The following is a 21,497-nucleotide window of genomic DNA, read 5'->3' on the forward strand; positions in this document are numbered from 1 at the left end:
AATTAGATTTTCTTGAATAGAACGCAAGCGTTGTGCCCACCAAATCCGAAAGTGTTGCTCATCGCTACTTTCACATCTTTTTTCACAGCTTCGTTGAATGTAAAATTCAATCGGCTGTCGATTTTATCATCATCCGTAAAATGATTGATGGTAGGAGGAACAATACCATGAATAATAGTTCCCAAGGCTGCAATTGCCTCAATAACTCCGGCAGCACCCAAAAGGTGGCCTGTCATAGATTTTGTAGAATTAATCTGAATGTCGTAAGCATGCTCACCAAACAATTTTGAAATTGCACTGGATTCGGCTAGATCTCCTAATGGAGTAGAGGTACCATGCATATTGATATGGTCTACTTCATCAGCAGTTAACCCTGCGTCTTCTAAGCAATTTTTCATTACTAAATAAGCACCCAAACCTTCAGGATGCGGTGCCGTCATATGATGAGCATCTGCACTCATACCGCCACCTAATAATTCTGCATATATCGTTGCACCGCGCTTTACAGCGTGCTCATATTCTTCAAGAATGATTGCACCTGCACCTTCACCCAATACAAAACCATCTCTGTCTTTATCAAAAGGTCTTGAAGCTGTTTTAGGATCTTCATTTCTTGTAGAAAGTGCCATCATTGCATTGAATCCACCGACGCCGCTTGCTGTAACGGCAGCTTCGGAGCCTCCGCAAACAATCACATCTGCTTTACCAAGCTGGATCAGCATTTTAGAATCAATCAATGCGTTTGCAGAAGAAGCACAAGCAGAAACAGTAGTATAATTGGGACCGTGAAAACCATATTCTATTGAGATATGTCCCGGTGTGATGTCCGCAATCATTTTAGGAATAAAAAACGGGTTGAATCTCGGAATATCAGTGTTTGCCCATCCTAAAACCTCAGTTTCAAAAGTTTCTAAACCGCCAATTCCAGAGCCCCATATTACTCCGACTCTGTGTTTGTCTACATTGTCTTCCATAATCCTGGAATGTGCAACTGCTTCTCTTGCAGCAACCATCCCAAGTTGGGTGTTTCTATCCATCTTTTTTGCATCTTTCTTATCGAAATGATCTAATGGATTGAAGTTTTTCACCTCACAAGCAAACCTTGTTTTAAAGTTTGTGGCATCAAAAAGAGTAGTCGGAGCGGCTCCGCTCTCGCCCTTTAACAGGCTTTCCCAGTATTCATTCGCATTATTACCGATGGGTGTTAAGGCGCCAAAACCGGTTACAACTACTCTTTTTAATTCCATAAACTTTGTAAATTTTCTTATTGAAGAATATTATTTATTTACTACTTCTTCAATGTAAGCAATCGCGTGGCCTACAGTAGTAATTTTTTCAGCTTGGTCATCCGGGATTTGAATGTTAAATTCTTTTTCAAATTCCATGATTAACTCAACGGTATCTAAAGAGTCAGCTCCTAAATCATTTGTGAAGCTAGCCTCTGGAGTTACCTCTGTTTCTTCAACGTCAAGCTTATCAGCGATGATAGCTTTTACTCTTGATGCAATGTCTGACATAGTAAATTATTTTTTTAATTGTTAGATTGTGCAAATATATAAAATTCTTTAGGATAAAACATTTTTTTAGAGTTTTTTGTGGATGGATGATGCTTAATTTGCTGCCTGAGACTTTAGTATTTTAGTTATCAGGTATTTATCATTTAATTTAAATCCAATCAGTCCAAGCGGATATTTTAATTTTTAAATATCAAAACTTTTCGGTTTAAATTTTCATTAAAGTTTAGCTAAAACTATAGTTTTTGATATCTTATAATTTGTTTGAATTAATATTTGCAGCTTAATGAGTGTTATTAAATTTTAAAATATATTTAATGGAATACAACAATCTATTGTAAGCTTTTTTTAAGATTGGTTAAGCTGTAATCATCCCGCGGATTCTTCAAATTGATTATAAATGATGCAAGACTCACAAATAGTTCATAATGGTAGTTTTTTGTATGCTGATTCTCAACTTACGTCTTCAATCAGATGTGGAAAATTGCATTCAATTTCATATTATATGCATAAAAATACCAGCAAACGTGCTGGTATTTTTTTTCTTTAAGTAGTTTTAGAATCGATTTAATCAAGCGGTCTTCTACCCGAGATCAAGTTGTAAAGTATTACAACCACGGCTATCACCAATAGCACGTGAACCAAATAACTCGTGCTGATTCCAGGGATAATATTTAACATTCCTAAAAGCCACACAACGATGCAGATAACTGCGACTAACCAAAGTATACTTCTCATAATAAAATTTTTTTGGGTGTTATAATTTTAGTATTAGCATATACTGTGCCTTTTTATTTAAGAGTTGTAATTTATTTTAATTAAAAAGAGATATTGAAATAGGATTGCAATCGGTTTATGAACATCATCATTAGTTAATATCAAAATTGAAAAGACGAAGACAGCTGTGAATATAGAATTTTTTAATGTTCCTTAATACATTGCTATCGGAGTTGATTAACTGCCAAAACGATTAAGGGAGTAAACATAATTATTTTATAGAATGAAGTAAAATTTAAATAAGTGTCCGGAGAATTTATTTACTTTATTATAGTAAGATTATTTCAGAAGTGCTTATGAAATAAAGCGAATTTCTGGCTAAAAATAAAAATAACCATCTGAAAAACAAACGGTTATATTTTAATTAGTGGAGTTGGAGGGATTCGAACCCTCGTCCAAACAAGCAATACATAAGATTTCTACATGCTTATTTTACTATTGGTTTTCGACTGGAGGCAGAGAGCAAACACCCAACTTCCAGCTTATCTTCTGAGGTTTTCGAGTTTCAGCCGAAGCATCTGAAACCTTATTTCTGCATTACTATATCTCAGAATCAAACGCCGCAGAACAGAGCATTTGTGAGACATCTTGCTTCCTTACTATCTTCGGGAAAGCGCTTGAATCTTACTTTATTCGGATTAAGCTGCAAGAGCGAACTCTTCGTTGCCAGTTAAAAGTTTGTAGCAAGGGATTAAAGAGATCGCGCTACGGTTCTCTGCATGCTTACTTACCCATTGGTCTTGCTGTCGAAACCAGTCAACCCCATGTATTGTAGTAGCAAAGATATAAATTTAATAGATATGAATCAATTATTTTCTAAAATGGTGAAATTTAAAATCAATTTTAAGCAGAAATAATTTGCTGTTCACGAAAAAAGTTATATTTTTGCAATCCAAAATGAGATGTAATATATGTTAATAATTCCAGTAAAAGATGGTGAGTCCATCGACAGAGCGTTAAAAAAATATAAAAGAAAATTTGATAAAACAGGTACAGTTCGCCAGTTAAGATCTAGACAAGCGTTTATCAAGCCTTCTGTAACTCTTAGACAATCTAGGCTAAAAGCAGCCTATAAGCAAAGAGGGTTAAGCAAGGAAGAACAAGCTTAAGAAATTTTCTTAAACACATACTGAATCACTTCTTAAATAGTTATATTTGAGGAGTGATTTTTGTTTTATAGATATAATATGCAAGAGAAGTTTTTAGATTATCTACAGCTTGAGAAGAGGTATTCACCTCACACCATTACTAGCTACCGTAAAGATCTAGGTGATTTTTATTCTTTTTACCTGAAAACAGAAGGATCTGACAAAATTATTAAAGCTGATAAAAAAATAATAAGAAATTTTATTGTTGAGCTGAGCGAAAATAATATTTCCAAGAGAAGTATCAACAGAAAACTCTCAACCCTTCGCAGTTTTTATCTCTTTCTTCTCAAAATTGGCGAAATTGAAACTTCCCCGGTTGAAACCATCAACTCCCTTAAATTTTACGCAGAGAAGCAAATTCCTATGTCTGCAGAAGAAATGGAAGTGCTTCAGGATACTGTGCTCATCAATGTGGATGATGTATTAGAAAAATGTATCGTTGAGGTTTTATATCAAACCGGAATCAGAAAATCTGAGCTTTGTGGCTTAATATTTGAAAGTGTAAACATTGAAGGACAACAGCTGAAAATTTTAGGCAAAGGAAATAAAGAACGTTATATTCCGATCTCTTCGGACCTGACGAAACTTCTTACCGAATATCTGCAGATCAGAAAACCTCAGGAGGATTTTAAACAATACTTCTTTGTCAACAAAAAAGGGAAAAAATTAACCGAAAAATTTGTTTATTTAGTGGTTAATAAGTACCTTAGTCTGGTAACTTCAAAACAAAAGAAAAGCCCTCATATTCTAAGACATAGCTTTGCGACACACGTTTTGGATAATGGGGCGGAGATTTCTAAAGTAAAAAAAATATTAGGGCATTCTAGTCTGGCAAGTACTCAGGTGTATACGAATGCAAATATAGAACAGTTGAAAAAAGTGTTTAATCAGGCTCATCCAAGAGCAATTAAAAAAGAAGAATTATGAAGATTTCAGTACAGGCAATCGGCTTAACTCCGCACGAACCATTAGAGTCACATGTTGACAAAAAAGTAAGCAAGCTTAATACGTTTTACGACAAACTACAGGAATGTAAAGTGTTTTTGAAGGTGGAAAATAATTCGGATAAAGCCAATAAAACAACCGAACTTATATTGGTAGTCCCAGGTGATGATATTGTCGTGAAAAAGACAAGCACGAGTTTTGAAGAAAGTTTAGACCAATGTGTAGACGCAGCTAAGAAACTGTTAATCAAGAAAAAAGAATTAGCTTAAAAAATAAAGTTAAAAAACTTTAAAAAAAAGTTTGAGATTTCAAAAAATCTGTTCTATATTTGCACTCGCAAAAAGGAACAATCGTTTTTTGAAATCTTTTTATTTTGCCTCCGTAGCTCAGCTGGCTAGAGCAGCTGATTTGTAATCAGCAGGTCGTGGGTTCGAGTCCCTCTGGAGGCTCAATTAATATAAAATATCTGGGGAGATTCCAGAGTGGCTAAATGGGACTGACTGTAACTCAGTTGCTTCGGCTTCGCAGGTTCGAATCCTGCTCTCCCCACATTTTATAGTAGAAAAAAGTCTTGCAGAATTAAAAGGATTTTCTTAGATTTGCAGACCGTTACCAATAATTTTGGAAACAAAATTGCGGAAGTAGCTCAGTTGGTAGAGCGTCAGCCTTCCAAGCTGAATGTCGCGAGTTCGACCCTCGTCTTCCGCTCCATTTCACACCGCACATTAGGCGTGATTTTTTTTAACTGCTGATGCAGCACAGAGTAGAGTTTCTCTGATAGCTTTCAGTTTTTATTAAATTGCCTCCATAGCTCAGTTGGCTAGAGCAGCTGATTTGTAATCAGCAGGTCGTGGGTTCGAGTCCCTCTGGAGGCTCAATTTAATATAAAATATCTGGGGAGATTCCAGAGTGGCTAAATGGGACTGACTGTAACTCAGTTGCTTCGGCTTCGCAGGTTCGAATCCTGCTCTCCCCACATTTTATATTAGAACAAACTTACAGATATAAAGAGTTTTCTTTTGTTTTGTATAGCGTTTACCAATAATTTTGGAAACAAAATTGCGGAAGTAGCTCAGTTGGTAGAGCGTCAGCCTTCCAAGCTGAATGTCGCGAGTTCGACCCTCGTCTTCCGCTCAAAAATCACTCTTTTACAGACGTGATTTTTTTCTTTTCAGGCCGACTTAGCTCAGCGGTAGAGTGCTTCCTTGGTAAGGAAGAGGTCACGGGTTCAAGTCCCGTAGTTGGCTCATTTTATTAATCCCGATTTCTTCGGGATTTTTTTTGCCTTAAATTTGTTCTTTTACATTAAATCGGTTTTAAATTTTAACAATATTTCTTTTTAAGTTTAAAATAATTTTGAAGATTACAAAAAACATATTATATTTGCACCACCAAAAAACAACGATACAATCGTAGTTATGGGAGAGATGGCAGAGTGGTCGATTGCGATAGTCTTGAAAACTATTGACTGTAACAGGTCCGGGGGTTCGAATCCCTCTCTCTCCGCATTATTAAAAGCCTCAAATATTTTATTTGAGGCTTTTTTGTTGATAGTTCTATTAAGTTATTTGTAGATGTTGAAAGTTATCTGAATCCAAATATTAAACGATTACTTAAATTTAGAATTATGCTTTCACTTGGCTTTCGAAAATATTTCAGATTTTTTAATATAAAATCACCTGTTACAGTCTACATCAGATTTCTGTAAAATCATCCAATCACATTTGCAAAAAACTTAGTTATAAGTCCTTATATATTGTTATAAATAATAGAAGCCCGGAATAGACATCTATTCCGGGCTTCTCTATGAAAATCAAGATGTATTTTTAGAATCCTAAACCTATCGCAAAGCCTTTTACCGGGTTAGGGTATGTAGCGAGGGAAGCTGTAGACCCATTGGTAGTGTTTACTATATAAATTTTTGTATCGCCTCCAACAGAAGCTAATAAATAAGCTTTTTGGCTGGTACTTCCGATGTCAAATCCGTTTGCAGATGTGATGTTCAGTCCTAGTGAACCTCTTTCTACCAAAGTACCGGCATTGGGAGGATTTTGCAGATAAAGCTTATCTGTATTATGATCAATTACAAAAAGCGAAGTTGTAGTTGCGCCTGCAAAGTTGTCGCTGTAAGCTGCTGCGCCTATAGCCGGTGTCCCCGGATTAAGTGCAGTGTCGGTAGCCGTAGTAAAACCTGTAACAGGGTCTAATCTTAAATTTTGTCCCATATTGCTTACTACTCTTATTTTATCGACCGTAGGGTTAAAATCAAAACCGAATTCAGTTCCTACAAGTGGGGTAGTAAGTGTACCTGTGCCCACCTGAGTAGCTGCACCTGTACCTAAGTTGATGGTATAAATTCTATTTGAATTCCCTAAAGCGTACAATTGTCCGTTCAGAGGTCTGAAATCAATACCAAGAATTCCTTCGCCGGTCTGTAATCCTGTAATTGCTTTTGTAACAGGCTCTGGCTTGTTTGGATCAAATATTTGAAGTGCATTTGCATTATCAATTGCATACGCCACCGGATTTGTAGGAATTGCAAGGTCAATTACTTTCTGAGACAGTGTACCAATAGTCGAAGCTTTACCCGTATCAAGATTTACAGTATATAAAGCATTTTGTCCTCCGCTTGTTGCGGCCATTAGTGCAACGCTATTTTCAGGGTTGATATCAAATGCTGCTTGACCTGTAAATGTAAGACCTAAACTTCCCACTTCAACTAAGGTCCCGGCATTAGGCGGATCTTGTTTAAATAATTTTCCTGAAGTTAAATCAAGATCATATAAAGTAGTGGTGGCAGCACCAGATTTACTGTTAGTATATGCAATACCAGCAATAGAGGATGTCGTAGCAATGCTGGTATCGGTAGCAGCAATCACTCCAGTTTCAGGATTCAAACGAAGATTTTGGCCTGTACTTGTTACTAATCTGATACGGTCAACAGTAGGATTAAAATCAATAGAAGCAATAGTACCTGAAATTGCAGGTGCAAATGCAGTTGTACTTACCGGTCTTGTAGCAGCGGTAGATGTATTGATGATATAAAACTTACTTGCGCTGGATACCGCATAAAGCTCACCTGTCGCCGGTCTGAAATCGATACTGAGTAATTTTTCTCCCGATGCAAGTCCTGTAATCGGCTTATTGGAGGTGAATACGGTTGTATTATTAGCATTAAAAGCTAAGAGTTCATTATTGGCACTTAGTCCATAGACCATTACGTCAGGACCTACTATTGGAGTTTCGGGCATGCTGTTTTCATCGTCATCGCACGAAAATACTGTGACAAGGGCAAATGCAGCCAGACAAAAGTTGGATAGTTTTTTCATAAAAATTTATTTTAATTAAATAGTTTCAGATAAATATACGAGAGAAAAATGATCATGGATGTGTGAAGTGTTTTTTTTAATTCATTTTTTTATTATAAATTTGCATTTCCAATATACAAAATATAATGTTTGCACTTTTTTGAATTTGAGTAATAATTTTTTTTAACAAAAAGATTTTAGTATTTAAAATTTCATTATATTTGCACACTGAAAATTTGAATAAACAATAAATAAAATAATTTAATATCATGGCAAAGGAAACGTTTAATCGTAACAAACCACACTTGAACATTGGTACTATTGGTCACGTTGACCATGGTAAAACTACACTTACTGCAGCAATCAGTGCTGTGTTAGCGAGCAAAGGTCTTGCTGAGAAAAAAGATTTCTCTTCTATTGACTCTGCTCCTGAAGAAAAAGAAAGAGGGATTACTATCAATACTGCTCACATCGAGTACGAAACTGAAAAAAGACATTATGCTCACGTTGACTGCCCAGGTCACGCAGATTACGTAAAAAACATGGTAACTGGTGCTGCTCAGATGGACGGTGCTATCGTTGTATGTGCTGCTACAGACGGGCCTATGCCTCAAACTAGAGAGCACATCCTACTTTGTCGTCAGGTAAATGTACCTAGAATCGTTGTTTTCATGAACAAAGTTGACATGGTAGATGATGCTGAGTTATTAGAGCTTGTTGAAATGGAATTGAGAGACTTATTGTCTACTTACGATTTCGACGGAGATAACTCTCCAGTAATTCAAGGTTCTGCACTTGGTGCTCTTACAGCTGCTACTGCAGAAGGAGGTGCTAAGACAGATGACCAATGGTTCAAATCTGTTGAGCAATTAATGGATGCCGTTGACGAATGGATCGAGCAACCACCAAGAGATACTGATAAGCCATTCTTGATGCCAATTGAAGACGTATTCTCTATTACAGGTAGAGGTACTGTTGCAACTGGTAGAATCGAAGCTGGTATTATCAACACAGGAGATCCTGTAGATATCATCGGTATGGGTGACGAAAAATTGACTTCTACTATTACAGGAGTTGAGATGTTCAGAAAAATCCTAGACAGAGGTGAAGCTGGAGATAACGTAGGTCTATTGTTGAGAGGTATTGAAAAAACTGACATCAAGAGAGGTATGGTTATCGCTAAGAAAGATTCTGTGAAGCCTCACAAAAAATTCAAAGCTTCAGTTTATATTCTTTCTAAAGAAGAAGGTGGACGTCACACTCCATTCCACAACAAATACCGTCCTCAGTTCTACGTAAGAACTACTGACGTTACAGGTGAGATCTTCTTACCAGAAGGTGTAGAAATGGTAATGCCTGGTGATAACTTAGAGATCACTGTAGAATTGTTACAACCAATCGCTCTTAACGTAGGTCTTAGATTTGCGATCAGAGAAGGAGGTAGAACAGTTGGTTCAGGTCAGGTTACTGAAATCTTAGACTAATCATCTTAATATAATTAAAGTTCCGTAAGGAAACTTACGGAACTTTATTAATCTACGGGCATCGTCCAATGGTAGGATACCGGTCTCCAACACCGTTGATCAGGGTTCGAATCCTTGTGCCCGTGCAAAAAGAAAATAATGAGCTTAGTAGAATTTTTAAAAGGTTCTTATAACGAATTCAGACACAAAGTAGAATGGCCGAAATGGTCAGATCTGCAGTCTTCAACTATTGTAGTTACTATTGCAACTGTTATTTTAGCATTATTTACCTTTGGCGTTGATGAATTGTTTTCTAAAGCAATCAGCAATATAATAGGAATGCTAATTAATGTGTTCAACTAAAAAAGTATTTTCCCATAATGAGCGAATTGAAATGGTATGTGCTGAAAGCAATCAGCGGACAGGAAAATAAAGTGAAAAACTATATTGAGACAGAAATCAAACGTTTAGGGTTTGAGCAGTACGTTACTCAAGTGGTTATTCCTATGGAAAAGGTAATCCAAATTAGAAACGGAAAAAAAGTTCCTAAAGAAAGACCTTATTATCCTGGATACCTGATGGTGGAAGCTGATCTGATGGGAGAAATTCCTCACGTTATCAAAAACATCCCGGGAGTAATATCTTTCCTGAGCTTAACGAAAGGAGGAGATCCTGTTCCGATGAGAAAATCTGAGGTCAACAGAATGCTCGGAAGAATGGATGAACTTTCAGAGTTTGCTTCAGATGCAGAAATTCCGTTCATCGTTGGTGAGAATGTCAAAGTAATCGATGGGCCATTCAATGGTTTCAACGGTACAGTAGAAAAAATTCTTGAGGATAAAAAGAAAGTCGAAGTATCTGTATTGATCTTCGGAAGAAAAACTCCAATGGAATTGAGCTTTATGCAGGTAGAAAAAGTATAACACTTTTTAAAATATAAATAGACCGTTCAGAAATGAGCGGTTTTTTTTATTTAGAATTTTAGAAAGTAAGAAACTATCAGAAGATCCTCTATAAGCATGTGAATATTAATTTTATTTATTTTATTCTGAAATTTAATGAGTTAAGTATTTGCTAATTAAAAAATATTTCATAATTTTGCAGTCCGAAAGTAGGATTACTATTTGTGAGTAGGTAACCTGCTGAATAATAAATGCTTCCAACTCATTAATTATTCAAACTTAAAAAAGAAAAAATGGCTAAAAAAGTCTTTAAAATGGTAAAGCTTCAGGTGAAGGGAGGGGCAGCAAACCCGTCTCCACCAGTAGGTCCTGCATTAGGTTCTGCCGGTGTAAACATCATGGAGTTTTGTAAACAATTTAACGGAAGAACTCAGGATAAGCCTGGACAGGTTTTACCGGTAGTAATTACGGTATACGAAGACAAATCTTTCGAATTCGTAATCAAAACACCACCTGCAGCAATTCAGTTAATGGATGCCGCTAAGATCAAAGGAGGATCAGGTGAACCAAACAGAAACAAAGTAGGGGCTGTATCTTGGGCGCAAGTTCAAAAAATCGCAGAAGATAAAATGGCAGACCTTAACTGTTTTACAATGGATTCAGCTCTTTCTATGGTGGCAGGTACTGCAAGATCTATGGGATTAAGAGTAACAGGAACTAAACCAACTAACGCTTAAAACTAATAGAATGGCAAAATTAACTAAAAAGCAAAAGGAAGCTTTAAGCAAATTAGAAAAAGGAAGAATTTATAACCTTGAAGAAGGTGCTGCTCTTGTAAAAGAAGTAAACACTGCAAAGTTTGATGCTTCTGTAGATATCGCTGTAAGATTGGGTGTAGACCCGAGAAAAGCTAACCAGATGGTAAGAGGTGTAGTGTCTCTTCCTCACGGTACAGGTAAAGATGTTAAAGTATTAGCTCTTGTAACTCCGGATAAAGAAGCTGAAGCTAAAGCGGCTGGTGCTGATTATGTGGGTCTTGACGAATACTTACAAAAAATAAAAGATGGTTGGACAGATGTTGACGTTATCGTTACTATGCCAGCTGTTATGGGTAAATTAGGACCTTTAGGTAGAGTATTAGGACCAAGAGGTTTGATGCCTAACCCTAAATCAGGTACTGTAACTATGGAAATTGGTAAAGCAGTAACTGAAGTGAAAGCAGGTAAGATTGATTTCAAAGTAGATAAGTATGGTATTATCCATGCTGGTATTGGTAAAGTATCTTTCGATGCTGACAAGATCAAAGAAAATGCTCAGGAATTAATTTCTACATTGATCAAAATGAAACCAACTGCTGCTAAAGGTACTTATGTAAAAAGCATTTATTTGTCTTCTACAATGAGCCCGGGTATTGCAATTGATAGTAAATCTGTTAACTAATTTTAATCCTTAAGACAATGACAAAAGACCAAAAAGTTGTAGCAATACAAGAGATCAAAGACTTGCTTCAGGATGCTAAAGTAGTTTATGTAGCAGATTTGGACGGTTTGAACGCTGCAAAATCTTCTGACTTCAGAAGACAGGCTTTCAAGCAAAATATTAAAGTAAAAGTGGTAAAAAACACACTTTTGCAAAAAGCAATGGAGCAGATTGACGGAGTAGATTTCTCTGAAATGTTCGAGACTTTCAAAGGGAACACTGCATTAATGATTGCTGAAACAGCTAACGCTCCTGCAAAATTAATCAAAGACTTCAGAAAGAAAGACGAGAAGCCGGCATTGAAGTCTGCTTTTGTACAGGAAACTTTCTATGTTGGTGACAACAATCTAGATGCTTTAGTAAGCATTAAATCTAGAGAAGAAATGATCGGTGAAATCATCGGATTGCTTCAGTCTCCAATTCAAAGAGTTGTTTCTGCTCTTCAAAACAAACCTGAAACTGCAGAAGCTAAAGCTGAAGAAGCTGCACCTGCTGTGGAAGAAACTCCTGCTGCTGAGGCTCCGGAAGCTCCTGCTGCAGAAAGCACTGACGAAACGCCAGCTGCTGAATAATTACTCTCAAAAAATTAAATAAATAATCAACAAAAACATTACAACAATGTCAGATTTAAAAAATTTAGCGGAAACGCTAGTAAACTTAACAGTAAAAGACGTAAATGAATTAGCTACTATCCTTAAGGATGAGTACGGAATCGAGCCAGCTGCTGCTGCTGTAGTTATGTCTGCAGGTGGTGGAGCTGAAGCTGCTGAAGAAAAAACAGAATTCGACGTAATTCTTAAAGCTGCTGGTGCTTCTAAATTAGCTATCGTTAAATTGGTAAAAGATTTAACTGGTGCTGGTCTTAAGGAAGCTAAAGATATCGTAGATGGAGCTCCTGCTGCAATCAAAACTGGTATCTCTAAAGACGAAGCTGAAGCGCTTAAGAAGCAATTAGAAGAAGCTGGTGCTGAAGTAGAATTGAAATAATTCATTTCACTTTTAAATATAGAAGCCTGAGCAATTTGCTCAGGCTTTTTTTTATTCATAATAATGTCTTTAAATTTTACCAAATGTAAACCAATTAGAAAAATTGATTGTTCTCTAAGTAGAAGTTTTTAATAGGATAAGATGTATTTCATTAAAAAAAGGTTTAATAATGAATTTTTGATAAAATATAAGCTACTTAAATAACGATTGTTAAAATTTATTACTTATTTGATTTCAAAGTGATAAATATCAGGCATTTAATAAAAAATTAATATAATTATAATCATATTTATAAGTAATTTTGCGCTGTAAAGAATTATAGTTGAAAAGAATTCTAATAACCAAAATTATACATGCCGAATATTTGAAATATGCATACAATTTCAACATTTTACGCATTCTTTTAATTCTCCTTTTTTTTCAATCATTCGCATACGCTCAGGATTCTCCAGCACAAGTAAAAAAGCAGCCTGCAAGTATTGTTGTTTCAAAAGGATCTTACATTTATTCTACAGACGAAAATTTCAACAAGCAAATTCTTAACAATAAAATTGTACTGAAAAATGCTGATGTATCTTATAATTCAGGAAGACAAGATGAAATATTAATTACATCGTTGCCTGATAACAGCAAACCAAAAAAACAATTTAAAGATCAGCTTCAAACAGAAGTCAAAAAAAAGAAAAAAGAAGCTCTTAATACAATTAATAAAAAGATTAAAGAGTTTGAAAAAAGGAAAAAAGAGTTTTTTCACAGTCAGCAATTCACTCAGGATGCTTCTTCGGGACAGTTTTTAGCAATTCATCAAGGTGTTAAAGACTATATAACACCAACGTATCATCACAATAATCTTTCAAAAATAGTTAATGGATATCATAATTTTTTGATTTCATCAGCCTTAGATTATCTCCATTCTCAGAAATATTTTCAATACAATAACAAATCATTAGATTTTTGTTTCTCACAGGTCTTTTCTGTAAGGCCACCACCTGTATTAGTTTCATAAATAGTCAATTAAAATTTATCAAAGCTTACACTTTGTAAGAAACTTATACAATTCAAAATATGAAACTTAAATATTTTTTTCAAAATATGAAAGGGCAATTTGTAATCATGCTTTTACTGATTAGCTCTTTAACTTTCTCGCAAACAATACCATCAAGTAATGCGGCAGCAAACTGTACCTCATGTGCTCCGACAGGATGGACTATTGTCACGGGAACTCCCGATATTTCCAGCCAAACAGTTGCTGCTTCCGCTGGGGGTGTAAGTGGAGGAGCCGGTGCCTTGTGGACCAATGCTGCAGGTGGTGGGGGAACTGCGGTTACTTTGCCGGCAGCACCCAATGGTAATATTCGATGGATCTCGTTACGTGACGTTGGACCCGGAAATACGCAGGAATCGATTAGTGCACCAATCGGTTCATTGGTTGTCGGAAGAGAATATGAAGTTGTAGTATACTCTTTAACTGCAACAACAAATCAGGCAGGTACAAGTAATGTTGCATATGCGGGAACTTTCATTGATTTTTTTACCTTTCAGGTTGGTACCGGTCCACTACAGACTGTTAGTATGCTTCCTTCGGTTACACCCGTTAGAACTTGGGGTACCAGACGTCTTAGATTTATTGCTTCTGCAACTTCAGAAACCATAGTTCTTAGACCGGGTACCAATTCTGCTGGAACTTCAGCTAATACTGCAGCAGACTTCTTATTATTTGAAGCAGTTAATTTAGTTGTAACGGTAAATGCTGTAAATGCCGTCCCTATTTCTACTGCCGATAATACTTCTACATTACAAAATGTTCCTGTTACAATCAATGTTGCTGCAAACGATACTGATCCCGATGGACTTGTTGTAGCAAGTACAGTAGATCTGGATCCTGCCACAGCAGGTATACAAAATACCTTCGTAAACGCCCAGGGAACATGGGCGGTTAACAATTTAGGGGCAGTTACTTTTACGCCTTTATCAACTTTTATTGGGGTAGCATCTATTCCGTATACAATTCAGGATAATTATACATTAGATGGGAATAGTGTTCCGGGTACATCAACCCCTGTGAATATTAATGTAACGGTAATAGGAAATACAACGGATACAGATGGTGATGGGGTCATAAATGATGTAGATTTAGATGATGATAATGATGGTATTTTAGATTCTATAGAAGGTTTTTGTACTACGACATCAATCGCTGCAACTGACGGTTTTGATAGTCCTGTAGTTACGACCATTAATGGTAATAATATTCAGGCTACCAACCCGTATAACGGATGGACAGCTGAAGGGCAGGGTGCCGCTGCATTTAATATAGTGAGAGTAAATGGTGCGGGATATACGGAAGGTCCGGATAATGCACAATCGGGAACTCAATATGTTGATATTAATGGCGCAAGTGCAACAATATATAAACAATTCACATTTGCAGGTGCAACAGTTCTTTCAGCCTCTGCTTGGTTTGCAAACAGAGCGACTTCTAATGCAGGTTATGTACCATATTCAACGAGAATAGAGATATTTAACACTACATCTAATACGGTAGTAGCACAGGGAAATCTATTAAACTTTACTAAAGCACAGGGTGATGAAGGTTGGTTTCAGAGTTCAGTATCTAATATTGCTCTTCCGGCAGGAACGTACAGGATAAGAATGCTTGTCAGCGATTTTGGACATGTAGATTCTATTTCATATTGTTTTTCAACAGATACTGACGGAGATACTGTTGCTGATTATATTGACACAGATTCTGATAATGATGGGTGTGCTGATGCACTTGAAGGTTCTGAAAACGTTCGTACTACGCAGATTCATGCTTTGAGTCTACCAACGTCTGATACTAATTATCCTTACAGAGGACAGATAAAAGTTCTCGCAAACGGAACAACTTCGGGAACTCCCGCTCAAATAATAAGCACTGTTACAGCTGCAAATGGAGTGCCTCAATTGGTTAATAATGCTGCAGGAAATTCTGGCGGCGTCGCTGGTGTTGCTGATAATACAGACGCTCCAACCCCTACTTCAGAAATAGGTCAGGGTATTGGCTCTTCTCAAAATATTGTTGTACAAGATGGAGACTGTTCACGATGCTTCCGCCCGGCGACATCTCCTGGAGTAGGAGGTTTGCCAACAAATCATGGGATCACTGCATTGTCTAGAGCGGGTACAGATAATGGCAATTGGCCGATGAAAATTACCGGTGCTTACACAGCATTAGATGCAAAAACGAAAGGTCTTGTAATCAATAGACTGACAACGGCTCAGATATCAGCATTTACAACACCGGTAGTGGGAATGATGATATATGATACCACGGCTAACTGTCTGAAAATTTATGACAATACCAATACATGGAGATGTTTCAGCACTCCGACTTGTGATGTTACAATCCTTAATTAAAAGAAAAATGAATAAATATATATTAACACTGTTTTTACTTTCGTCAACGATGGTTTTCAGTCAGGTTACCATTGGTAAATCTCTTGCAACTTCGGCTCCGGCAACTCTCTCTGTATCTATTGAGTTTGGTGATGCGGCAGGAGGACAAAAAGGGATTGTTTTACCATGGGCGACAACTGAAGCGGCTATTTCCGGAACCACTCCGGCTCCTATTACCGGAACATTGTTTTTTGACTCAACTGCTAAAAAAGTAAAACTCGGCAGTTCAACAATACAAAATGCGACGGCAATAAATCAATACTTGGATCTGTCTGCAGGTGCAGCAATTCCTGCTGTTGGTGTAGGTGTTGCTGATGCTAATGCTGAAGTTTCTACATCAAAAACCGTTGTCTCAGCTGATTTGACAACTGCACAGACAAACACTACCAATGGTATTCTTGTTTTAGCAGATACTAATAAGGCTATGGTTTTGCCAAGAGTAAACTCATATGCAGATATCGTTAATCCTAGTCCGGGTATGATGGTTTATGTAACGGGTACTTCACCTAATCAGCTGGCTGTATTCAATGGTAGCGAATGGTCATTTTGGAGTGGTGGAATCCCAGTTGTCACTTCACCCACAACAGGCAGAATTTGGATGGATCGCAATTTGGGTGCTGCTCAGGTGGCAACATCATCTACCAACGCTGCTGCATATGGTGATTTATATCAATGGGGACGTTTAACTGATGGACACCAGATTCGTACATCTACCACAACAGCTACAACCAGTACAACGGATGTACCGGGGAATGCTAATTTTATTACAAGTGCAACCGATTGGCGTACAGCTTCGAATAATAACTTGTGGCAAGGGATAAGTGGTATTAATAATCCTTGTCCGGTAGGTTTTCGTATTCCTACAATAACGGAATTTACTGCTGAAACAGCGATTACAAATGCTGCTACAGCATTCACCTCTCCATTGAAATTGACTGTTGGTGGAAGTAGAACTGGTTCTACAGGTGCTTTAGCAAACGTTGGAACTACAGGAAGTTATTATACAAGTACGATTTCAGGTACTCAATCATCTGTGTATACGATTGCAGCAGCATCAGTAGCGACTACTATTGTACAACGCGCAACTGGGGCGTCAGTTCGATGTATAAAGAATTAATTATTTGTTCTTAATTTGTATAATTCATACAATTAAATAGCTAAGCTGTCTTTTCGGAGGCAGCTTTTTTTTGTAAGAATTAAATATTATAATTGGCTAGATTTAAGTTTCCCAAAATAAATCATAACTCGCTTTAATTTCATAATCGTTTGATAGACAACTTTAAATAACTTGTGTTTTCCAAATTTAGTTAGTATATTTGCAGTCTCTTTTGGCGCTAAAACTAAACATATTACGGTAAAACATTGTGAATCAACTCTTTCAACTATTTTGAAGGAGATTTCGTGTTTATCATTATGATTTTTTTCGTCTAAAGTAAAATTAAAAATATTTTGCATTACGCTGTGAAAAGATATACCAGCGTTGCAGTTAGAATTAGAGTGTAGAATAAAGAATTAAAAGAAAAAGACCACTTCTGATAGCGCCAAACATCAAATGTCTTTTTATTTTGTCTCTTTTATCTTTAGTCTTTTTCTGATATTTTTTTGTAAAATCAAAATATTTTTTAACCCTTTCTTAAAAGTTTTATGAGTAAAACAAATGCAATTACTAAAGGAAATGAGAGAATCAATTTCTCTACAGCGAAAGGAAAAATCATTACTCCGGATTTCTTAGATATCCAGTTAGAGTCATTTAAAGATTTTTTCCAATTAGACACACTTCCTGAAGACAGAAAGAAAGAAGGTTTGCACAAGACCTTCCAAGAAAACTTTCCAATTACCGATTCTAGAAACCAATTCGTTTTGGAATTCTTAGATTATTTGGTAGATTCACCACGTTACTCAATCGATGAGTGTGTGGAAAGAGGTTTAACGTATTCCGTTCCTCTAAAAGCCAGACTTAAACTATATTGTACAGATCCTGAACATGAAGATTTTCAGACCGTTGTACAGGATGTTTATTTAGGTCCGGTTCCTTATATGACTCCGTCTGGTTCATTTATTATCAATGGAGCAGAGCGTGTTATCGTAACTCAGTTACACAGATCTCCGGGTGTATTCTTCGGACAGACTTACCACGCAAACGGAACAAAATTGTACTATTCAAGAATTATCCCTTTCAAAGGATCTTGGATGGAATTTACGACAGATATCAACAGCGTAATGTACGCGTATATCGACCGTAAGAAAAAATTACCTTTAACAACTCTATTAAGAGCGATCGGTTTCGAATCTGATAAAGATATTCTTCAGATTTTTGACCTTGCAGAAGAAGTGAAAGTTTCTAAAGCTGCGCTTAAAAAAGTAGAAGGAAGAACTTTGGCTGCGAGAGTATTGAACACTTGGTTCGAAGATTTCGTAGACGAAGATACTGGTGAAGTTGTTTCTATCGAAAGAAACGAAATCATCCTAGACAGAGAAACGATTCTTGAAAAAGAACATTTAGATCTTATTTTGGATGCAGGTGTGAAATCTATCTTGATTCACAAAGAAAATTCAAACGAATTCTCTATCATTCAGAATACATTACAAAAAGACCCTACCAACTCTGAAAAAGAAGCGGTAGAATATATTTACCGTCAGTTAAGAAATGCGGATCCACCCGATGAGGAAACTGCAAGAGGAATCATTGAAAAATTATTCTTCTCTGAGCAAAGATATTCACTTGGTGAAGTAGGACGTTACAGACTAAATAAAAAGTTAGGTCTTAATATCCCGACTACCACTGAGGTTCTTACAAAAGAAGATATCATTGCGATCGTAAGACACTTGATCGAATTGGTAAACTCTAAAGCTGAGGTTGATGATATTGACCACTTATCAAACAGAAGAATTAAAACTGTTGGTGAGCAATTGGCAGGACAGTTCGGTGTAGGTCTTTCTAGAATTGCAAGAACAATTAAGGAAAGAATGAACGTTAGAGATAACGAAATATTTACTCCTCTAGATCTTGTTAATGCTAAAACTCTAACATCAGTTATTAACTCATTCTTTGGTACCAACCAGCTTTCTCAATTTATGGACCAAACCAATCCATTGTCAGAAATCACGCACAAGCGTAGACTTTCTGCACTAGGACCTGGTGGTTTATCAAGAGAAAGAGCAGGTTTCGAGGTACGTGATGTTCACCATACACACTATGGTCGTATCTGTCCTATTGAAACTCCTGAGGGACCAAACATTGGTTTGATCTCTTCTTTAGGTATTTATGCTAAAATTAATACACTTGGTTTCATCGAAACACCATACAGAAAAGTAAATTCAGGTACTGTAGATTTACATGCTGATCCTATTTATCTGAATGCTGAAGACGAAGAAGATAAAGTAATTGCTCAGGCAAACGTTGAATTAGATGATAACGGAGGATTCTTAACAGACAGAATTATTGCCAGATTAGATGGTGATTATCCTGTAGTTGAACCTTCTCAGGTTAATTTGATCGACGTAGCACCAAACCAGATTTCCGGTATTTCTGCTTCATTGATTCCGTTCCTGGAGCATGATGATGCAAACCGTGCGTTGATGGGATCAAACATGATGCGTCAGGCAGTTCCATTGTTGAAGCCTCAGGCTCCAATTGTAGGTACAGGTCTGGAGCAGCAGGTTGCTAAAGATTCTAGAATTTTGATCAATGCAGAAGGAAGTGGTGTTGTTGAATATGTTGATGCTGATCAGATTACCATTAAATATGAAAGAAGCGATGACGAAGATCTTGTATCATTCGAATCTGCTACAAAAACATATAAATTAACTAAGTTTAGAAAAACTAACCAGAGTACAACTATTACCTTAAGACCAAACGTAAGAGTAGGTGAGACGGTACATAAAGGTCAGGTTCTTTGCGACGGTTATGCAACCGAAAACGGAGAATTGGCTCTTGGTAGAAACTTGGTGGTTGCGTTCATGCCTTGGAAAGGATACAACTTTGAGGATGCAATTGTAATCAACGAAAAAGTTGTACGTGAAGACTGGTTTACTTCAATCCACGTAGATGAGTATTCTCTTGAAGTTCGTGATACCAAATTAGGTATGGAAGAACTGACAGCAGATATTCCAAACGTTTCAGAAGAAGCTACAAAAGATCTTGATGAGAACGGAATGATCAGAATCGGTGCTGAAGTGAAGCCTGGTGATATCATGATTGGTAAGATTACTCCAAAAGGTGAATCTGACCCTACTCCTGAAGAGAAACTTCTTAGAGCAATCTTTGGTGATAAAGCCGGTGATGTAAAAGATGCTTCATTGAAAGCAGATTCTTCATTAAGAGGTGTTGTGATCAACAAAAAATTGTTCTCTAGAAATATTAAGGACAAAAAGAAAAGAACTGAAGAAAAACTTAAGCTTGAAGAGATTGAAAATACTTACAAAGCTAAGTTTGACGAGTTGAGAAATACTTTAATCGAAAAATTAAACACTTTAGTTAGCGGTAAAACTTCTCAGGGAGTTACGAATGACTTAGATGAAGAAATTATTGGTAAAGGTGTGAAATTCACTCACAAATTATTGACTTCAGTTGAAGATTACGTAAACGTTAGCGGCGCAGATTGGACGGTTGACAACGATAAGAATGAATTGATCAAACAATTGATTCACAATTACAAAATCAAATTCAACGATATTCAAGGAGTTAAAAACCGTGAGAAATTCGCAATTTCTATTGGAGATGAGCTTCCTGCAGGTATCATGAAATTGGCTAAAGTTTACATCGCTAAAAAACGTAAGCTGAATGTAGGGGATAAAATGGCAGGACGTCACGGTAACAAAGGTATCGTTTCAAGAATCGTTCGTGAAGAAGATATGCCATTCTTGGAAGATGGAACACCGGTAGATATCGTATTGAATCCACTTGGGGTACCTTCTCGTATGAACATCGGACAGATTTATGAAACAGTTCTTGGATGGGCTGGTCAGAAATTAGGAATGACGTTCGCAACGCCAATCTTTGATGGGGCAACTCTTGATCAGATTACTGAGTATACTGAGAAAGCTGGAGTTCCTCAATTCGGTCACACTCACCTTTATGATGGTGGTACCGGAGAAAGATTTACGCAAGCTGCAACAGTAGGTATTATCTATATGCTGAAACTTGGGCATATGGTAGATGACAAAATGCACGCACGTTCTATCGGACCTTATTCATTGATTACTCAGCAGCCATTAGGAGGTAAAGCTCAGTTTGGTGGTCAGAGATTCGGAGAGATGGAGGTTTGGGCTCTTGAAGCATTTGGAGCTGCAAATATCCTGAGAGAAATCCTGACTGTGAAGTCGGATGACGTGATTGGTAGAGCAAAAACTTATGAAGCGATTGCAAAAGGTGAAGCAATGCCTGAACCGGGTATTCCAGAATCTTTCAATGTATTACTTCACGAGCTGCAAGGTCTTGGATTAGACGTAAGACTAGAGGAATAATTTTAAATTTTAAATTATAAATGTTGAATGGCAACATTCAAAAATTAATCTAAAATCTAAAATCTAAAAT

At 36.8% G+C, this 21,497-nt stretch carries 18 protein-coding genes, 9 tRNA genes and 1 other RNA gene; 23 read left to right on the forward strand and 5 right to left on the reverse strand.

Annotation, left to right across the window (positions count from 1 at the left end; genetic code table 11):
• Nucleotides 1-2: 2 nt before the first annotated feature.
• From fabF to ssrA, 4 genes are all read right to left on the reverse strand, one after another.
• Entirely contained in the window at nucleotides 3-1,247 is a 1,245-nt protein-coding gene (fabF, locus tag K0U91_RS08830; RefSeq protein ID WP_219970367.1) for a beta-ketoacyl-ACP synthase II, read from the reverse strand.
• A 30-nt stretch (nucleotides 1,248-1,277) separates the two neighbouring features.
• Nucleotides 1,278-1,517 (reverse strand): acyl carrier protein, encoded by a 240-nt coding sequence (locus K0U91_RS08835; protein ID WP_002976354.1) that lies wholly within the window; start codon nucleotides 1,515-1,517, stop codon nucleotides 1,278-1,280.
• A 564-nt stretch (nucleotides 1,518-2,081) separates the two neighbouring features.
• On the reverse strand, nucleotides 2,082-2,252 hold the full coding sequence (locus K0U91_RS08840) for a lmo0937 family membrane protein (RefSeq protein WP_219970368.1): 171 nt from the start codon (nucleotides 2,250-2,252) through the stop codon (nucleotides 2,082-2,084).
• 404 nt (nucleotides 2,253-2,656) lie between these two features.
• Nucleotides 2,657-3,055, reverse strand: a transfer-messenger RNA (tmRNA) gene (ssrA, locus tag K0U91_RS08845).
• Nucleotides 3,056-3,202: 147 nt separating this feature from the next.
• Here ssrA and rpsU point away from each other — a divergent pair.
• The 11 genes from rpsU to K0U91_RS08900 all read left to right on the forward strand — a co-directional run bounded on the left by rpsU (nucleotide 3,203) and on the right by K0U91_RS08900 (nucleotide 5,890).
• Nucleotides 3,203-3,400 (forward strand): 30S ribosomal protein S21, encoded by a 198-nt coding sequence (gene rpsU, locus K0U91_RS08850; protein WP_034723363.1) that lies wholly within the window; start codon nucleotides 3,203-3,205, stop codon nucleotides 3,398-3,400.
• Between the two features lie 78 nt (nucleotides 3,401-3,478).
• Entirely contained in the window at nucleotides 3,479-4,366 is an 888-nt protein-coding gene (locus tag K0U91_RS08855; RefSeq protein WP_220180779.1) for a tyrosine-type recombinase/integrase, read from the forward strand.
• Nucleotides 4,363-4,653: an HPF/RaiA family ribosome-associated protein gene (locus tag K0U91_RS08860; protein ID WP_047444892.1), complete on the forward strand. Its 291-nt coding sequence runs from the start codon at nucleotides 4,363-4,365 to the stop codon at nucleotides 4,651-4,653. Before K0U91_RS08855 ends, K0U91_RS08860 begins: the two co-directional genes overlap by 4 nt.
• A 106-nt stretch (nucleotides 4,654-4,759) precedes the next feature.
• A tRNA-Thr gene (locus K0U91_RS08865) sits at nucleotides 4,760-4,833 on the forward strand.
• Nucleotides 4,834-4,852: 19 nt separating this feature from the next.
• Nucleotides 4,853-4,933, forward strand: a tRNA-Tyr gene (locus K0U91_RS08870).
• A gap of 86 nt (nucleotides 4,934-5,019) precedes the next feature.
• A tRNA-Gly gene (locus tag K0U91_RS08875) sits at nucleotides 5,020-5,095 on the forward strand.
• Between the two features lie 90 nt (nucleotides 5,096-5,185).
• A tRNA-Thr gene (locus K0U91_RS08880) sits at nucleotides 5,186-5,259 on the forward strand.
• Between the two features lie 20 nt (nucleotides 5,260-5,279).
• A tRNA-Tyr gene (locus K0U91_RS08885) sits at nucleotides 5,280-5,360 on the forward strand.
• Nucleotides 5,361-5,445: 85 nt separating this feature from the next.
• A tRNA-Gly gene (locus K0U91_RS08890) sits at nucleotides 5,446-5,518 on the forward strand.
• A gap of 41 nt (nucleotides 5,519-5,559) precedes the next feature.
• Nucleotides 5,560-5,631: transfer RNA gene (locus K0U91_RS08895), tRNA-Thr, on the forward strand.
• Between the two features lie 174 nt (nucleotides 5,632-5,805).
• A tRNA-Ser gene (locus K0U91_RS08900) sits at nucleotides 5,806-5,890 on the forward strand.
• Between the two features lie 320 nt (nucleotides 5,891-6,210).
• On the opposite strand, the gene K0U91_RS08905 is transcribed toward K0U91_RS08900, so the two are convergent.
• On the reverse strand, nucleotides 6,211-7,713 hold the full coding sequence (locus K0U91_RS08905; protein ID WP_220180778.1) for a DUF4394 domain-containing protein: 1,503 nt from the start codon (nucleotides 7,711-7,713) through the stop codon (nucleotides 6,211-6,213).
• A gap of 248 nt (nucleotides 7,714-7,961) precedes the next feature.
• On the opposite strand from K0U91_RS08905, the gene tuf reads away from it, so the two are divergent.
• From tuf to rpoB, 12 genes are all read left to right on the forward strand, one after another.
• A complete protein-coding gene (gene tuf, locus K0U91_RS08910) occupies nucleotides 7,962-9,176 on the forward strand; it encodes an elongation factor Tu (RefSeq protein WP_219970371.1) in 1,215 nt (404 codons plus the stop codon).
• Nucleotides 9,177-9,230: 54 nt separating this feature from the next.
• A tRNA-Trp gene (locus tag K0U91_RS08915) sits at nucleotides 9,231-9,301 on the forward strand.
• Between the two features lie 13 nt (nucleotides 9,302-9,314).
• Entirely contained in the window at nucleotides 9,315-9,518 is a 204-nt protein-coding gene (secE, locus tag K0U91_RS08920; protein WP_219970372.1) for a preprotein translocase subunit SecE, read from the forward strand.
• Between the two features lie 17 nt (nucleotides 9,519-9,535).
• The gene (nusG, locus tag K0U91_RS08925; RefSeq protein WP_219970373.1) at nucleotides 9,536-10,078 is read left to right on the forward strand and encodes a transcription termination/antitermination protein NusG; all 543 of its coding nucleotides are present in this window, start codon (nucleotides 9,536-9,538) and stop codon (nucleotides 10,076-10,078) included.
• Nucleotides 10,079-10,350: 272 nt separating this feature from the next.
• Nucleotides 10,351-10,794, forward strand: coding sequence for a 50S ribosomal protein L11 (rplK, locus tag K0U91_RS08930; RefSeq protein ID WP_034760648.1), 444 nt, complete (start codon nucleotides 10,351-10,353; stop codon nucleotides 10,792-10,794).
• 10 nt (nucleotides 10,795-10,804) lie between these two features.
• Nucleotides 10,805-11,497, forward strand: coding sequence for a 50S ribosomal protein L1 (gene rplA / locus K0U91_RS08935; RefSeq protein ID WP_220180777.1), 693 nt, complete (start codon nucleotides 10,805-10,807; stop codon nucleotides 11,495-11,497).
• Between the two features lie 17 nt (nucleotides 11,498-11,514).
• A complete protein-coding gene (rplJ, locus tag K0U91_RS08940; protein ID WP_219970375.1) occupies nucleotides 11,515-12,108 on the forward strand; it encodes a 50S ribosomal protein L10 in 594 nt (197 codons plus the stop codon).
• 46 nt (nucleotides 12,109-12,154) lie between these two features.
• Nucleotides 12,155-12,523 (forward strand): 50S ribosomal protein L7/L12, encoded by a 369-nt coding sequence (rplL, locus tag K0U91_RS08945; RefSeq protein ID WP_219970376.1) that lies wholly within the window; start codon nucleotides 12,155-12,157, stop codon nucleotides 12,521-12,523.
• A gap of 322 nt (nucleotides 12,524-12,845) precedes the next feature.
• Nucleotides 12,846-13,529, forward strand: coding sequence for a hypothetical protein (locus tag K0U91_RS08950; RefSeq protein WP_220180776.1), 684 nt, complete (start codon nucleotides 12,846-12,848; stop codon nucleotides 13,527-13,529).
• A 59-nt stretch (nucleotides 13,530-13,588) separates the two neighbouring features.
• Nucleotides 13,589-15,922, forward strand: coding sequence for an Ig-like domain-containing protein (locus tag K0U91_RS08955; RefSeq protein WP_220571801.1), 2,334 nt, complete (start codon nucleotides 13,589-13,591; stop codon nucleotides 15,920-15,922).
• A gap of 7 nt (nucleotides 15,923-15,929) precedes the next feature.
• Nucleotides 15,930-17,078: a fibrobacter succinogenes major paralogous domain-containing protein gene (locus tag K0U91_RS08960; protein ID WP_219970379.1), complete on the forward strand. Its 1,149-nt coding sequence runs from the start codon at nucleotides 15,930-15,932 to the stop codon at nucleotides 17,076-17,078.
• A gap of 527 nt (nucleotides 17,079-17,605) precedes the next feature.
• Nucleotides 17,606-21,427, forward strand: coding sequence for a DNA-directed RNA polymerase subunit beta (rpoB, locus tag K0U91_RS08965; protein WP_219970380.1), 3,822 nt, complete (start codon nucleotides 17,606-17,608; stop codon nucleotides 21,425-21,427).
• Nucleotides 21,428-21,497: the final 70 nt, after the last annotated feature.

The sequence above is a fragment of the Chryseobacterium sp. LJ668 genome, assembly GCF_019613955.1.
Taxonomy (GTDB): Bacteria; Bacteroidota; Bacteroidia; order Flavobacteriales; family Weeksellaceae; genus Chryseobacterium.

What these genes read in the sequence shown, in the direction of transcription:
- tuf (WP_219970371.1), top strand. Translation starts at nt 7,962, where the DNA reads ATGGCAAAGGAAACGTTTAATCGTAACAAACCACACTTGAACATTGGT.
- K0U91_RS08960 (WP_219970379.1), top strand. Translation starts at nt 15,930, where the DNA reads ATGAATAAATATATATTAACACTGTTTTTACTTTCGTCAACGATGGTT.
- K0U91_RS08905 (WP_220180778.1), bottom strand. Translation starts at nt 7,713, where the DNA reads ATGAAAAAACTATCCAACTTTTGTCTGGCTGCATTTGCCCTTGTCACA.
- rpoB (WP_219970380.1), top strand. Translation starts at nt 17,606, where the DNA reads ATGAGTAAAACAAATGCAATTACTAAAGGAAATGAGAGAATCAATTTC.
- K0U91_RS08855 (WP_220180779.1), top strand. Translation starts at nt 3,479, where the DNA reads ATGCAAGAGAAGTTTTTAGATTATCTACAGCTTGAGAAGAGGTATTCA.
- rplA (WP_220180777.1), top strand. Translation starts at nt 10,805, where the DNA reads ATGGCAAAATTAACTAAAAAGCAAAAGGAAGCTTTAAGCAAATTAGAA.
- K0U91_RS08835 (WP_002976354.1), bottom strand. Translation starts at nt 1,517, where the DNA reads ATGTCAGACATTGCATCAAGAGTAAAAGCTATCATCGCTGATAAGCTT.
- fabF (WP_219970367.1), bottom strand. Translation starts at nt 1,247, where the DNA reads ATGGAATTAAAAAGAGTAGTTGTAACCGGTTTTGGCGCCTTAACACCC.
- K0U91_RS08840 (WP_219970368.1), bottom strand. Translation starts at nt 2,252, where the DNA reads ATGAGAAGTATACTTTGGTTAGTCGCAGTTATCTGCATCGTTGTGTGG.
- nusG (WP_219970373.1), top strand. Translation starts at nt 9,536, where the DNA reads ATGAGCGAATTGAAATGGTATGTGCTGAAAGCAATCAGCGGACAGGAA.
- secE (WP_219970372.1), top strand. Translation starts at nt 9,315, where the DNA reads ATGAGCTTAGTAGAATTTTTAAAAGGTTCTTATAACGAATTCAGACAC.
- rplK (WP_034760648.1), top strand. Translation starts at nt 10,351, where the DNA reads ATGGCTAAAAAAGTCTTTAAAATGGTAAAGCTTCAGGTGAAGGGAGGG.
- K0U91_RS08955 (WP_220571801.1), top strand. Translation starts at nt 13,589, where the DNA reads ATGAAACTTAAATATTTTTTTCAAAATATGAAAGGGCAATTTGTAATC.
- rplL (WP_219970376.1), top strand. Translation starts at nt 12,155, where the DNA reads ATGTCAGATTTAAAAAATTTAGCGGAAACGCTAGTAAACTTAACAGTA.
- rpsU (WP_034723363.1), top strand. Translation starts at nt 3,203, where the DNA reads ATGTTAATAATTCCAGTAAAAGATGGTGAGTCCATCGACAGAGCGTTA.
- K0U91_RS08860 (WP_047444892.1), top strand. Translation starts at nt 4,363, where the DNA reads ATGAAGATTTCAGTACAGGCAATCGGCTTAACTCCGCACGAACCATTA.
- rplJ (WP_219970375.1), top strand. Translation starts at nt 11,515, where the DNA reads ATGACAAAAGACCAAAAAGTTGTAGCAATACAAGAGATCAAAGACTTG.